Below are 13,890 nucleotides of genomic sequence, written 5' to 3' on the forward strand. Positions count from 1 at the left end.
CCGCTTCGACAAGCTCAGCGAACGTAAGATCAGTCGTCTTCGTCGTCGTCGAAGGGGTCGGATTCGCGGCTTTCGTGGTCATTCGCGTGGATGAGCGCGTGCTTCTCCCACTCCGCGATGAGCGACTCGACCGCCGCGTGGAAGCGCTGCGTGGTGACGCCCGGTGTGGTGTCACCGAAGTGGCGCTCCACCCAGAATTCGAGGTTCTTGCGCGCCTCCTCGTCGTGCTGCACGCTGTCGATGCGTGCCAGCACGTCGGGTGCCTCCTCGCTGCGCAGCCACTCGGCCGCGCCCAGGTATCCGTTCTCATCGACATCCGCGGATGGAGACACGGGGCGTGTGATGAGGAGCGGCTTGCCCACGGCGAGGCGGTCGTAGACCATCGCGGAGACGTCGGTAATAGCGACATCCGCCGCCGCGAGCTGCCAGCCCAGAGTGGGGCCGTCGTCGAAGACGTGCTGCGCGCTCGAATCCTTCGAGTTCGCAGCCGCGATCGCGGAGACGATGGCCTCGTTCGCACGCTTGAACTCCGGATCGAGCACGCCTGTGCGAGGATGCGGGCGGTATATGAGCCGGTGATCGGGGCTCGCAAGCACCGCCGCCGCGAGTGCCTCCCCGTGCGACACGACGGACCCGTATGCGGCGGCGTCGCGATCACCCTCCCAGGTGGGCGCGTAGAGCACGACCGTGCGGGCATCCGGAGTGTAGGGCAGGGCACCGGCGAAGTGGTCGGCCTGCGGCCTGCCGATCATGATCGTGCGACGATCGACGTCGAAGTCCCACAGCTTGCGGCTGAGGCGATCACGCGCGGCCTCCCCCGCGATGAGGCTGTAGTCGTAGGCCTTGAACTGGTTCGTGGTCATATACATCTTGTCGCTCTCACCGTGGTTGATGAAAACGTGCCAGATGCGGCCGTAACGCATCATCTGGAAGTTCTTCGTGTTCTGGTTCACGTAGAAGACGATCTTCAGATCCTGCTCGGCGATGAAGCCCTCAAGGTCGGCGATCGAGCGCCGGTAGACGACGGGAACCGGCGACTCCTCCAGCAGCGTGAGCGCCGCGGTCGGAGAACGCGAAATGATCGCGACCGGGTGTTCACGCGCGAGTTCGGCGAGCGGGGCGTACCACTGGCGGATCTGGTACATGTTCACCGTGGAATCGGCGAAGTACACGGCGATCTGGATGCTGCCTCTAGCCGGTCGCGGAAGCTCCGGTGCGCGACGAGCGAGTTCGCTGCGCGCCGAGCGGGAGCGCATCAGCTTACGAAGAACTCGCCTGGCGGTACGGATGTCTCTACTTAGGCCCACGCCAAGATTAAACCAGCCATTGCTCCGCGCCGGTTTCACTCGCGGCGCCGCGGCCGGGTGCAGGCGGCTCCCGGGGTGCCCGCTGCTAGGCTCGAACGCGTCGGCCACCCCGCGTGGCCATCGAACTCGGAGGGTGCACACCGCTCGTGTCCCGCTTCACTTTTGCCAGGGGCAACGCGGAGAAACTCCTCTCCGCGCCGCTCTACGTGCTCGGCGGTCTCGCCGGTCTCGCCGTGCCGAGGCAGCGCCGCTCCTGGGTCTTCGCGAGCGGGTCTGGAGTCGGTGAGGGCGCACTCGCACTCGCACTGCACGCGAAGCGACAAGACCCAGCGTTGGTCGTCACCTGGCTCGCCCGCAGCGCAGAGGAGCGCGAGCGAGCTCGGGCACTCGGCCTGCAGAGCGTGCTGCGATCGAGCCGCCGGGGCTTCTGGACGACCCTGCGCGCGCGAGTCGTCGTGGTGACGCACGGGCTGGGCGACGCGAACCGCTTCGGCGTGCGCGGGGCGTTCATCGTGCAGTTGTGGCACGGCATCCCGCTCAAGCGCATCCAGCTTGACTCGCCCGTGACCTTCGGCGGCCGCTTCGGGCTGCGGCACGTGCTGCGAAGCCTGTATCGGCGCAACGCGGCGTCGATCGGGATGTTGCCGGCGGCATCCGAATACTCGGCGGAACGCCTGCGCACGGCCTTCGGACTGCCCGCGGAGCGCGTGGTGGTCACCGGTGACCCGCGCGACGACGTGCTGCTGCGCGGCACCGAGCAGCGTCGCCGCGACGAGGCGCGCACGCTGCTCGCGCGCGGGATCGGCCCCTTCGGCGACGAGCAGGTGCTGCTCTACGCGCCGACCTGGCGTGACGGCGAGCGCGACCCCGGCGTGCCGAGCGCCGCGGAATGGCGAGCGATCGCCGAGCACCTCGAGGCGGCGAACGCCGTGCTCGTGCTGCGGCCGCATCCGCACAGCGTCGGGGACTACGACGCCGGGCCCGCTGCCTCCCCCAGAATTCGGATGCTGTCGGCGGCGACGCAGAACGACGCCACGCCGATCCTTCCCGCGATCGACGTGCTCGTCACCGACTACTCCTCGATCGCCTACGACTTCGCGCTGACCGGACGCCCCATCGCCTTCCTCGCGCCCGACGTGGAACACTACGCGGCGACGCGCGGGCTGTATGAGCCGTACGAGCGTTTCAGCGGCGGCACAGCCGTGCGCTCGTGGGAGGAGCTACTCGGCCTGCTCGCTCGCCTCCGGGACGATGCGGGGGTGCGACGCACATTCGAGGCGCACAGCGAGCGGCTGGCCTCTGAGTGTCATAGCTTTCGAGACGGCCGAAGTACTGCCAGAGTGTACGGCGAGATACTCGCGCGACTGAAAGAGCCAGCAAGCATGACCGCAACGCCAGTCGGCGCCTCCTGGGCCGTGGACTCCGTGACCCTGGATGCCGGCGAGGCGCCGGTGCTGCGGCTGCAGGGCGCGGGTGAGGGCCCGCGCGCACTATCGCTCGTCGGCTCGCGCAGCCGGCTCACGGCATCCGTCGTTCGCTCGGACGGGCGCTGGAGCGCGGACATTCCGATGCTCACCTCCCGCTGGGGACACGCGCCCGCGGCGCCGCCCTCCGGCCGCTACCGCTTCGAGCCGCCGCTGACGGCTACCGCGACCGTGCCCGCCGAGCAGCTTGTGCCTGGCCTTTTCAGAATCGCCTTCGAAACCGAGGATGCGATCTCCATGACTCTCTCGGCGCCCCTCACCGACGCCGAGGTGGGCGTGCAGCAGCAGGCTCGGCTGGAAGCGGAGTACCGCAGCACGGACTATCCGGCACTGAACGCGGCGTTCTTCGAGAGCTTCTACGGGCAGAATGCCTCGTGCAATCCGCTCGCGCTCGATCGGGCTCTCGCCGCCGCTCGGCCGGACATCCCGCGCTACTGGGGCGTGCGGGATGCCTCGGTTGCGGTGCCGGCGGGGGCGATTCCGCTCATCGAGGGCAGCGCCGAGTGGTGGCGCATCCGCGGTTCTGCCCGCCTGATCGTGATCAACGACTGGCTGCGCAACCGCTATCGGGGACGGCGCCACCAGAGGGTGCTGCAGACCTGGCACGGCACGATGCTCAAGAAGCTCGCGCTCAATCGTTCCGGGCTGCGCCTGCGGCCGGCTCTGGCGACGCTGCGCGAGCGCTCCCGGTGGAGCATCCTGCTGTCTCAGAACGCGTACGCCACGCGCATCTTTCGCCGCGCGTACCTGTTCCGCGGGCCGATCTGGGAGGAGGGCTATCCGCGCGACGACGTCTTGCTCACGGGCGATGCCGCGGTCGTGCGGGCTAAGCTCGGCATCCCGGATGACGCCACCGTGCTGCTCTATGCGCCCACCTGGCGCGACGACCACCCCGGTCGTGTGGACCACCTCGACGTCTCCGCGTTCACGGAGAAGCTCGGCCCCGGTTACGTCACGCTCATCCGCGGGCACTCCCGTTCGCTGCAGCCGGGCTCGGATCTGCATGCGGGCGGCGTGCTCGACGTCACGAGCTACCCGGATGTCTCGGAGCTCTTCCTCGTCGCCGACGCGCTCATCACGGACTACTCCTCGGTGATGTTCGACTTCAGCGTCACCGGCAAACCGATCTTCTTCTTCACCCCCGACCTTGAGCGGTACCGCGAGGTGCTGCGCGGCTTCTACTTCGACTTCATCGCCGTCGCGCCCGGACCGGTGGTGCGCACGGCCGACGAGCTGGTCACGCTGGTTCGGCGAGCGGATGCCGCTGCCGCAGACTACGCGGAACGGTACGCCGCGTGGAGGGCGCGCTTCAATCCGCGAGACGACGGCCACGCGGCTGAGCGCGTGATCGCCCGGGTGCTGGGTGAGAGCATCCTCGAGTAGCGCCGCCTCAGATGCCGGTGCGCGAGGTGTCGGTGATCTCGCGGGCGCCGCGCAGGACGGCGAGGATGAAGCCGGTGCCCCAGCTGAGGTGCATCGTGGGCAGCACGATGAGGAACAGCCAGCGATCCTTCCAGGCGGCCGCCGGATCCTGCACCAGGCTCACCCAGAGCACGAGCAGCAGGTACGCGAGGGGCGCGAGGTAGACGGCGCTGAGCACGAGGCTCGGCCAGCCGTGCAGCACTCCGGTCAGTTGCAGCGCTCCCACGACGAGGCTGACCACGACGGCGAGCACGAGCAGCGGCGGCGCGAAGAACCGCCAAGGGTTGCGACCACCGTAGCGGCGCACCAGTTCGCCGCGCCAGACCCCGGTGGCGAAGAACTGCCTGGCGAGCTTGCGCCAGTTCTCGCGCGGCCAATAGCTGACGCGGAGGCTCGGATCGAACCACACGAGATGGCCGGCCGCGCGAATGCGGAGGTTCAACTCCCAGTCCTCGCCGCGACGGATGGATTCGTCGAAGCCCCCGACCTCGTCGAGCACGTGCCGGCGGAAGACGCCGAGATACGCGGACTCGGCCGGACCCTCGGTCGCGCCGCCGTGATAGCGAGCGCCACCGAGCCCGAACTTGCTGTTGTAGGCGCGAGCGACGGCCGACTGGAACGGGGTCTTGCCGCGAGCGAGCATGACACCGCCCACGTTGACCGCGCCGGTGCGGTCGAGCGTATCGATGGCGGCGCGGGTGTATCCGGCCTCGAGTTCCGAGTGTGCGTCGACGCGAACGATGATCGGATGCGTGCTGGCCGCTATCGCAAGGTTCAGGCCGACCGGGATATCGACATCCGGGTTATGAACCGTGCGGATGCGCGGGTCGGATTTGGCGAGGATCTCGACGAGTTCGTCGGTGCCGTCGGTCGACGGCCCGAGCGCGAGGACCAGTTCCTTTTCGCCGGCATAGTCCTGGGCGAGAACGGTGCGGATCGCGTTGCCGATGTAACCGACCTCGTTGAGGACGGGCATGACGAAAGAAACTCCCGGCAGGGCTTTCCCAGTGGTCGTCATGGAGTCCAATACGTCGAGGTTCGCTGCTGTTCGAGCCTAGCAGCGCACGAAACGACGGCACGAAACCCCCGCGCGGGCGGGGGCTGCGTGCCGTCGAGTGCCTGCGTTACTTGAGCGCGCCGAGCGTGACGTTCGCGGTGTAGGTCTTGCCGTCCCTCACGTACGTGAGCTGGGTCTTCTCGCCCGCGGCCAGCACCCGCACCTGAGCGGTGAGGTCGGTCTTGCCGCCGATCGGGATGCCGGCGAAGCGTGTGACGATGTCACCCTTCTTCAGCCCCGCGGCGTCGGCCGCACCGCCACTGGTGATGCCTTCGATGCTCGCACCGACGATCGTGCTGTTCTCGACCGTCTTGCTGTCGCCCACGTCGGCGACCGAGGCACCCAGCAGGCCGTGGGTGGCCTTGCCGTTGGCGATGATCTCGTTCGCGACCCGCTTGGCGAGATTGGCGGGGATGGCGAACCCGACACCGATGCTTCCGGACGCCGAGGAGCCGGTGCCGTTCGAACCCGCACTGGCGATGGCGACGTTGATGCCCATCACCTTTCCGTCGGTGTTGAGAAGCGCGCCACCGGAGTTGCCGGGGTTGATTGCCGCGTCGGTCTGGATGACGGCGAGAGCGATGGAGCTCTGCGCGGTGCTCTGCTGCTGGCCGCCATTCGGGTCTGGGTACATGAAGTGGTCGAAGGGATCCTTTCCGCTGTCGTCACCACCGTTGCTGCTACTGCTGTCGGGGACCGCGGAGGAGGCGATGGTGATGCTGCGGTTCAGCGCGCTGACAATACCGTTGGTGACCGTATTGGACAGGGCGAGCGGGGCGCCGATCGCGATCGCGGTGTCACCGACGTTGAGCTTGCTCGAGTCGGCGAATTCCAGCGGCTGGAAGTTGCTGCCGTCCTCGATCTTGATGACCGCGAGGTCAACGATGGGGTCGGTGCCAACCACCTTCGCGTTGTACAGGTGACCGTCGGAGGTCTCGACCTTGACCTTCGCGTTGGCGATCTCGCCGTCGAGGGTGACCACGTGCGTGTTCGTGAGCACGTAACCGTCCTTGCTCAGGATGACGCCTGAACCGGTGCCCGCGGACGACGTTCCGGTGACGTTGATGGTGACCACGGAGGGCGTTGCCTCCGCGGCGACCTTGGTGATGATCGTGGCGTTGTCACGGTCGTTGACGGTGATGTTCGCGGGGTTTATCGCGGTGCTCGCGGTCGGCTGCTGGTTCTGGCTGCTGTTGAGCGCGAGGGCCGTGACGCCCGCTCCGGACACACCGCCGACGAGGGCACCCACGGCGAGCGCGGCCACGAGCGCTACCGTTCCGGAGCGCTTCGACGAGGATGGCGCCGGGATGGCTGCACTCGCGGATGCCGCACCGCCGAAGGCGGAGGACGGCGGCGTCGCTGACGCCTCGGTCGGCTGCGCTGCGGTCGCCTGTGCGGTCGTAGGCGGTACGGCGGTGGGCTGCGGCGTGGTCGGGCCGGACTGCGGCTGGGTGACGGGTTCGTTCAAGTCTTCGTTGAGGCCCTGGTCGGGATTGCCGTTCAGGTCGTTGACGCGCGGGTTTTGCTCGTCGTCCTGGTCGTGCTGTGGCCCCTGGGGAATGTCGGTCATTGGTGCTGCTCCTTCCAAGCGCTGCTAGCATCCATCGCCAACCTGAACATTCTATTTGCGGCCGCTGGGAGCGTGCCCTCTGAAGGCTTGGAGCTTCGACTGCCCCGTTGGGGCGGCCCGATTCAGCAGCCGGGACCGCTCGGTCGAGTGAGGCAGTTCTGCTCGACCAGTACCGTTTTCGCCTCCCCGGCCGTGATGTGCAGGCGGTTCGCCGACAGCGGCAGAACACCCTGCACGGGGTACCAATCGCCGCCCGCGTACTGGAATTCCGCTGCGAAGTCGATCGTCAGATCGACGTCGTACTCGCCGCGCTCCTGATACACGTGGCTGGTCGAAGTGGGATCGAATTCGTGGATGCCGAGCGCCTTCCAGGTGCGACCCGCCGCACCCGTCGCCCTCGCGCCCCCGTCGCCGTAGGTCCAGTGGTATCGCACGGGCGTAAACCGCACCTGCGCCTCCTGCCCCAGCAACATGCCCGACAGCAGCTGCGACTGGGCGGTCGCATAGAAGTTGGTGTCGAGGCCGATGACCGCCCAACCGTTCGGCTCCATGTGATCGGTACCGGGCTGGGGCTTGAAGTTCACGAGATCGGAGATCGTGACCGGATCGTTGACGGTGAAACCATCGCGCCCGATCCACACGCCCGGGATCTCCGGTGCGCCGCCCGGTAGGAGCGACGAGGCCCGCGGGGCGACGCCCGGTCGTGGTTTGCGCACGGCGCGGCCCTGGCCGATCTTCGTGCCAGGCTTCGTCTTCGTTGCGCCGATGGCGACGCCGCCGTCTGCGACCTGCGCTGAAGCCCCGGGGCATTTTCCGGCCGCCACTCCGCGTGGAGTGCAGTCAACCTTCGCAGAAGCCGGTGAGACTGCGGCCACCGCGGGCATCGCGCACGACACCGCACAGGCTCCAGCAACTGCAGCGGTCAATACGATTCGAATCACGATATCTAGCAAAAGCTCGCCCCCGTCCACGGAGAGTTGTCGTCCAACAAGAGACTCTGGTGCCCGTCAGTGACGAAGCTAGCCACGAACGAATACTTCGTCTGTGCACTGGGCTTCGTGGTGTCTGTATCTTCAGCATCGAGGATGTGTACCTCCGATACGTCGAGGCAGAGGTAGACATCGATGGTCTGGCTCGGAGATGCACGGTCGTAGTGCTGGAGCCTCGCTGAATCAAAATGAGTGGCGCCAGATTGCCGCAATCCTGAGTCAGCGAACGAGTTGGCAGAAGCTACTTCCTGTTTCAACCAGTTCGTCGTGACTAATGGACTCAGACGCGCGGGGTTGAGTCCTCCTTCTTGACTCACCTGATCCGACATCTTGAGGTACGCGGCGTACGCCTTCGTGGCGGCGGCCAGGGCATCCGCGTCGCTGGCGAAGAGCGGCTTGACCGTCGCCTGTGCCTTGGGGGTTTTGGCGGGTGTCGGCTGCACGCATCCTGTAAGCAGAAACACCGAGAGGACAACGGCGCCCGCCGGGGCCAGCGACGATCGCCGCGCACGCTTGGCCGGTCGAGGGAAAATCCGCATAACGACGACGGTAGAGCAATCCGTCCACCCTCGCAGGAACTTTCCACAGGCTGGGCGAGCTACTCCATGACCGGGGTCGTTGTGTCACGGGCCGTGCGGAGGGTGCGAGCGCGCAGCGCCGTCCACACGACGACGACCGCGACGAGTGCCATGCAGGTGACGCCGAGTCCCGAGTAGCCGACGAGGGTGAGTACCGGTCCCGCGAGTGCGCCGCCGACCGCGGCTGTCGCGTTCATCAGGAGGTCGGAGACGCCCTGCAGGCCCGCGCGATCATCCACGGGCACGGACTCAGCCACGAGGGTCGACCCGGCGATGGTGGAGGCCGACCAGCCGAGGCCCAGGAGGATCAGGCTCACGGCGACCCAGACATCCGAACCGCTTTTCGTCCAGGCGACGACGAGCGAGGCCAACAGCAGCGCCTGACCGACCAGGATCACTGGGATGCGTCCCCAGCGGTCGGCCGCCCAACCGAAGATAGGCGACAGCCCGTACATGCCCGCGATGTGCAGGCTGAGGGTGAAGCCGACGATCTCGAGCGTGGCGCCGTGCTCATAGAGATGCACCGGGGTCATCGACATCATCGCGACCATTGTCGCGTGGCTGAGCGCGACGGCCACAACGGCGTAGCGAGCACCCGCATGCGCACGAAGGCTCGCGAGGCCTTTCTTCGGGCGGATGCCGTCGGCGGGCGGCGACAACTCCATGGCCGTGAGCAGCGGGTCGGGCCTGAGCCCCGTGAAGTACACGATCATCGCGAGCAGTTGGGCGCTCACGGTGAAGACGAACGGGCCGGTGAGCGTGGGCAATCCGATCGCTCCCCCGATCGCCTCCCCCGGGCCGATGAGGTTGGGTCCGAGCACCGAACCCAGCGTCGTCGACCACACCACGATCGAGAGCTGACGGGCCCGGTGCCGGGAATCGGCGAGGTCCGTGGCGGCGAATCTCGCCTGCAGGTTCGAGGCGGATGACGCCCCCGCCAGCGCGAGCGCCACCAGCAGCAGCGGAAAGTTTCCGAGCGCGGCAGCGGTGACCGCGAGCAGCGCGCCGCACGCCCCGAGGATGGAGCCGACGGAGAGGGCGATCCTGCGTCCGCGAGCCTGGGCGGCCCGCGCCAGAGGCACCGCGAGCAGCGCCGCACCCAGGGTGCTCATGGTGGCCGCCATGCCCGACCAGGCGGGCGACCCGGAGACCTGAGCAGCGAGCAGCGCGCCGACCGACACGGTGGCACCGAGGCCGATTCCGCCGAGAATCTGGGCGAAAACGAGCGTGCGCACAACCTTGCGCTGCACGGTGATGATGTCGGTCATCGCGCAATTCTAGGGGCGCGGCGTCGGCCCGGTTGACGCCGGCCGGCTCGCGGCCCGCTCGCTGTCCGCACCTGCGCGGAACGAGGACCAGTCAGCTGGCTTCTTCGTGGGCGACGCGCTGGCCGACGACGGCGCTGACTCCGTCTTGTCGCATCGAGACGCCGTAGAGCGCATCCGCAATTTCCATCGTGCGCTTCTGGTGGGTGATGACGATGAGCTGGGATGACTGGCGCAGGTCTTCGAAGATCGTGAGCAGGCGGCCGAGGTTGGCATCGTCGAGTGCGGCCTCGACCTCGTCCATGATGTAGAACGGGCTGGGGCGCGCCTTGAAGATCGCGATGAGCAGGGCGACCGCGGCGAGCGAGCGCTCGCCACCGGACAGCAGCGACAGGCGCTCGATCTTCTTGCCCGCGGGCTTGACTGATACCTCGATGCCCGTGGTGAGCAGGCTCTCCGGATCGGTGAGGTGGATGCTGCCGGTGCCGCCGGGGAACAGGATCGGGAAGACCTCGTTGAACGCGGCCCGCGTGTCATCAAAGGCGCTGGAGAAGATGTCCTGCATCTTCTCGTCGATCTCGTCGATGATCGTCAGCAGGTCCTTGCGGGTGCTCGTGAGATCGGTGAGCTGCTCCGTGAGGAAGCGGTGGCGCTGTTCGAGCGCGGCGAACTCCTCGAGCGCGAGCGGGTTGACGCGTCCGAGCTGCGCGAGCTTGCGCTCGGCCTTCGCGAGGCGGGCTTCCTGCTCGGCGCGAACGAAGGGGATACCCTGCAGCTCGCTGGATTGCTCGGGCTCTTGGTCGTCGTCCGGCGCCTCGTTTGTCGCCAATGCAGGAGTGGAGCGCTCCCGCAGATCGTCGGACCCCGGAATCTCGGGGTCGGGCGTCGCCGTCTCCTGCATTGGGGACACGAAAGCGTTCGACGGGGAGGTCTCGACAAGCTCCACCTGCGAAGCGGGCTGCGAGAGCGATGGGTCGGTGAGGGCGGCGTCGACGGGCACGAGCTGCTCGGGGCCATACTCGGCCACAAGCACATCTTCGACGAGGCCGAGCTCCTCGCCCGCGCGCTCGAGCAGCGAAGAGAGCTGCAGCTTCTTCTCGTAGACCTGCATCTCGAGGCCGTGCACGGTCTCGCTCACGGCGGTGAGTCGCTCGCGAAGCGCACTCTCGTCGCGACGCAGGGCGGCAAGTTCCTCGTTCTGGGCGGCGCGGTCGCTCTCGCGCGCGGCGAGTTCGACACGAGCCTCCGAAACCGAACGATCGACCGAGTCCAGCACGGCAGGAAGTGCGGCAACCACGCGCTGGGCCGCATCGACCTGACGACGACGGATGACCGCGCGCCCGGCTGCCTCTTCGGCCTGCGCCCGCTCCGCCTCGAGCCTGCGCTGCAGGGCGTCGGCACGCGCCTCCTCGGCGCGCACCCGTTCCCGAGCGGTCTCGACTTGAAGCCGCGCCTCGACCTCGAGTTCGCGTGCGTCCTCGAGCTCGTCGAAGAGCGCGTCACGGGCAGCGACGTCGAGGATCGGGCGGGGGCGAGACTTGGCTGTCTCCAGTTCCTGGGCGGCGCGCTCGGCTGCGGCAGCGGCATCCGTCACCGTGTCTGCGGAGAGCGCCAGTGCGCGTTCGAGGCGCTCGGACTCGGCCTGCGCCGCCTCCACCTGAACTCGCGCGCGGTTCAGCCGCTCCATGCGAGCGGCGAGCTGCGAGTCGAATTCGCGCAGCGCCGCGAGTGCGTGCGTCGACTGCTGCTTGGCGACCTCCAGCGCGCCGCGGTGCTCGGCGAGCGCGAACCGGGCCCGCTCGATGAGGGAGGTGACCTCGCCCAGCCGCTCGTTAGCGGCATCCCGGTCGGCCACGAGTTCGAGGCGCGATCGCTTGGCGCCTGAGCCGCCCCGCAGCACGTAGCGGCTGAGCACGTCGCCGGCCTTCGTGATGACGGTGATGTCGGATGCGTCGAGCGACTTCCAGACGGCGCGCGCGGCTTCGAGGTCCTCGGCGATCACGACGCTCGCAAGCAGGCCGAGCACGCCGGGTGGGGCGGTGACGACGCTCGAAGCGGGAAGCGCACCAGCGGGCAGGCTCCCTTCGACGAGCTCAGGGAGCGAATCTGACCGCCCTTCGACAAGCTCAGGGACCGACGCGAGCAGCAGTTCCACCCGGCCCATGTCTGCGGCCCCAGCCGAGGTGAGCGCGTCGATGGCGGCGTCGCGATTCTCGGCGAGTACGGCGTCGGCGAGCGAGCCCAGCGCCGCGGCGATCGCGGCCTCGAAGCCGGGCTGCACCTGCACGTGCTCGGCGACGAGACCGCGGATGCCCCTCAGCTTCGCCGCGACGAGCGCCGTCGATCCGTCTTTCTGGTCGAGAGCGAGCGAGAGGGCGCTGGCGCGGCCGGCGAGGGCGTCGCGTTCGCGCTCGTGCTTGTGGAGTTCGTCGCGCAGGTGTTCGATCTCGGACTCCGCCGCCGTCACCTCGGACTGAGCGAGCTCGTACGCGGCGTCCAGATTGGTCTCGCCGGCATCCGTGAGCACCGCCTCTGCCTCGAGTTCGGCGAACTCCGCCTGCGCGGCCTCGCGGCGAGCGAGCGCGGCATCAAGCGCGTTCTGCTGGCGCAGCACCTCCCCGCGCACCGCGGCGAGCCTGGTCGCGGCGGTCTCGGCCTGGCCGGTGAGCCCCGCGATCTCGAGGTCGTGACGGGAGACGAGGGCGCTCTGCTGCGCGATGTGTTCGTCCAGCCCGTCGAGGTTGGCACGCGCGAGAGCGGTGGCCGCCTGCGCCTGCTGCCACGCCTCCTCGGTGAGGTCGATCTGCTCGCGCAGGCGCGCGGCCTCGGCACGGGCATCCGCCACCGTCTGTTCTGAAACCCCGGATGCCGCATCCGTCGTCTCAGACTCCGAGCCGAGCAGCGCGAGTCGCTGGTTCGCGAGCGTATAGAGGCTGCGCAGACGCTCCTGCACCGACTCGAGACCGAAGGCCGTGCGCCGGGCGAGGTCGACGGCGTCGCCCACCTGGGCCTGCTCGATGTGGTGCTCTCGCAGTTTGTTCTGGTCGAGTTGCTCCTGCAGCACGATGCGCTCGGTCTTGCGCTCGGACTCGCTGCGGCTGTGCAGCGTGATCGCGCTGCGCAGCGTGACCACCTCGTCGGCGAGTAGCCGCGCGCGGGCGTCGCGCACGATCGCGGCGATCGACTGGGCTTCCTTGGCGATCTCGGCCTGATGCCCGAGCGGCTTCAGCTGCCTGCGGATCTCCCCCGCCAGGTCGCTCAGCCTCGTGAGGTTCGCCTGCATCGCGTCGAGCTTGCGGATCGTCTTCTCTTTGCGACGACGATGCTTCAGGATGCCCGCGGCCTCCTCGATGAAGCCGCGCCGCTCCTCGGGGCTCGCCCGCAGCACCGCGTCGAGCTGCCCCTGGCCGACGATGACGTGCATCTCGCGGCCGAGGCCGGAGTCGCTCAGGAGTTCCTGCACGTCGAGCAGCCGACAGCTCTCGCCGTTGATCGCGTACTCGCTGCCGCCGTTGCGAAACAGGGTGCGGCTGATCGTGACCTCGGTGTAGTCGATCGGCAGCGCGCCATCCGAATTATCGATCGTGAGGATGACCTCGGCCCGACCGAGCGGACCCTTGGTCGCCGTGCCCGCGAAGATGACGTCTTCCATCTTGCCGCCGCGGAGGGTCTTTGCGCCCTGCTCGCCCATGACCCAGGCGAGCGCGTCGACCACGTTGGACTTCCCGGAGCCGTTCGGTCCGACAACGCACGTGACGCCGGTTTCGAAGGCGAAGGTGGTGGGCTGCGCGAAGGACTTGAACCCCTTGAGGGTCAGGCTCTTGAGATACAACGGCCCACCCTTCTTTCGCGTGCGGAATGCCTGCGTCTACGGTACCGGAGTGCGCGCGGCGGCCTTGCACGGCACACCCCACGAGGCCCCGCCTCGAGACGGGCGGTTGGCGTTTCGCCCGCGGTTCACAACTCAGGCAATTCGCGGAACGCCAGCGCGCAAACGCCGCGTCGGCGGCCATCCGACGCTCGTGAGACCCAGACTGCCTGAATTATGAAGAAGATCGGGCGGATGCGGAGCGAAGCGGCGGGCGGACAGGGCTCCTGGTTGCCGCGGAACCAGCTAGCTGTACTCGGTCATGACGTTGGTGACACTCGGCTGATTGGTGGTTTGCCTCCGCAGGCGGTGTGTGGTCGATCGTAGTTGTAGTGGTTCAGCCAGGGCGA

At 68.0% G+C, this 13,890-nt stretch carries 8 protein-coding genes; 1 reads left to right on the forward strand and 7 read right to left on the reverse strand.

Annotated features, from left to right (window positions below; all coding sequences use genetic code 11):
- Positions 1–29: 29 nt before the first annotated feature.
- Positions 30–1,307 carry a CDP-glycerol glycerophosphotransferase family protein gene (locus ABUA37_RS08120; protein WP_349898617.1) on the reverse strand — a complete coding sequence of 426 codons (1,278 nt, stop codon included), beginning with the start codon at positions 1,305–1,307 and terminating at the stop codon, positions 30–32.
- Positions 1,308–1,453: 146 nt separating this feature from the next.
- Here ABUA37_RS08120 and ABUA37_RS08125 point away from each other — a divergent pair, with 146 nt between their 5' ends.
- A complete protein-coding gene (locus ABUA37_RS08125; RefSeq protein ID WP_349898618.1) occupies positions 1,454–4,174 on the forward strand; it encodes a CDP-glycerol glycerophosphotransferase family protein in 2,721 nt (906 codons plus the stop codon).
- A gap of 7 nt (positions 4,175–4,181) precedes the next feature.
- On the opposite strand, the gene ABUA37_RS08130 is transcribed toward ABUA37_RS08125, so the two are convergent.
- The 6 genes from ABUA37_RS08130 to ABUA37_RS08155 all read right to left on the reverse strand — a co-directional run bounded on the left by ABUA37_RS08130 (position 4,182) and on the right by ABUA37_RS08155 (position 13,504).
- Positions 4,182–5,189 (reverse strand): glycosyltransferase family 2 protein, encoded by a 1,008-nt coding sequence (locus ABUA37_RS08130; protein WP_407075357.1) that lies wholly within the window; start codon positions 5,187–5,189, stop codon positions 4,182–4,184.
- 148 nt (positions 5,190–5,337) lie between these two features.
- Positions 5,338–6,840, reverse strand: coding sequence for a S1C family serine protease (locus tag ABUA37_RS08135; protein WP_349898620.1), 1,503 nt, complete (start codon positions 6,838–6,840; stop codon positions 5,338–5,340).
- Between the two features lie 122 nt (positions 6,841–6,962).
- Positions 6,963–7,664 carry a PKD domain-containing protein gene (locus tag ABUA37_RS08140; protein ID WP_349898621.1) on the reverse strand — a complete coding sequence of 234 codons (702 nt, stop codon included), beginning with the start codon at positions 7,662–7,664 and terminating at the stop codon, positions 6,963–6,965.
- 122 nt (positions 7,665–7,786) lie between these two features.
- Positions 7,787–8,368: a hypothetical protein gene (locus ABUA37_RS08145; RefSeq protein WP_349898622.1), complete on the reverse strand. Its 582-nt coding sequence runs from the start codon at positions 8,366–8,368 to the stop codon at positions 7,787–7,789.
- A gap of 59 nt (positions 8,369–8,427) precedes the next feature.
- Positions 8,428–9,675 carry an MFS transporter gene (locus ABUA37_RS08150; protein ID WP_349898623.1) on the reverse strand — a complete coding sequence of 416 codons (1,248 nt, stop codon included), beginning with the start codon at positions 9,673–9,675 and terminating at the stop codon, positions 8,428–8,430.
- A 91-nt stretch (positions 9,676–9,766) separates the two neighbouring features.
- A complete protein-coding gene (locus tag ABUA37_RS08155) occupies positions 9,767–13,504 on the reverse strand; it encodes an AAA family ATPase (RefSeq protein WP_349898624.1) in 3,738 nt (1,245 codons plus the stop codon).
- Positions 13,505–13,890: the final 386 nt, after the last annotated feature.

The organism is Parafrigoribacterium soli, assembly GCF_040227235.1.
GTDB lineage: Bacteria > Actinomycetota > Actinomycetes > Actinomycetales > Microbacteriaceae > Parafrigoribacterium_A > Parafrigoribacterium_A soli.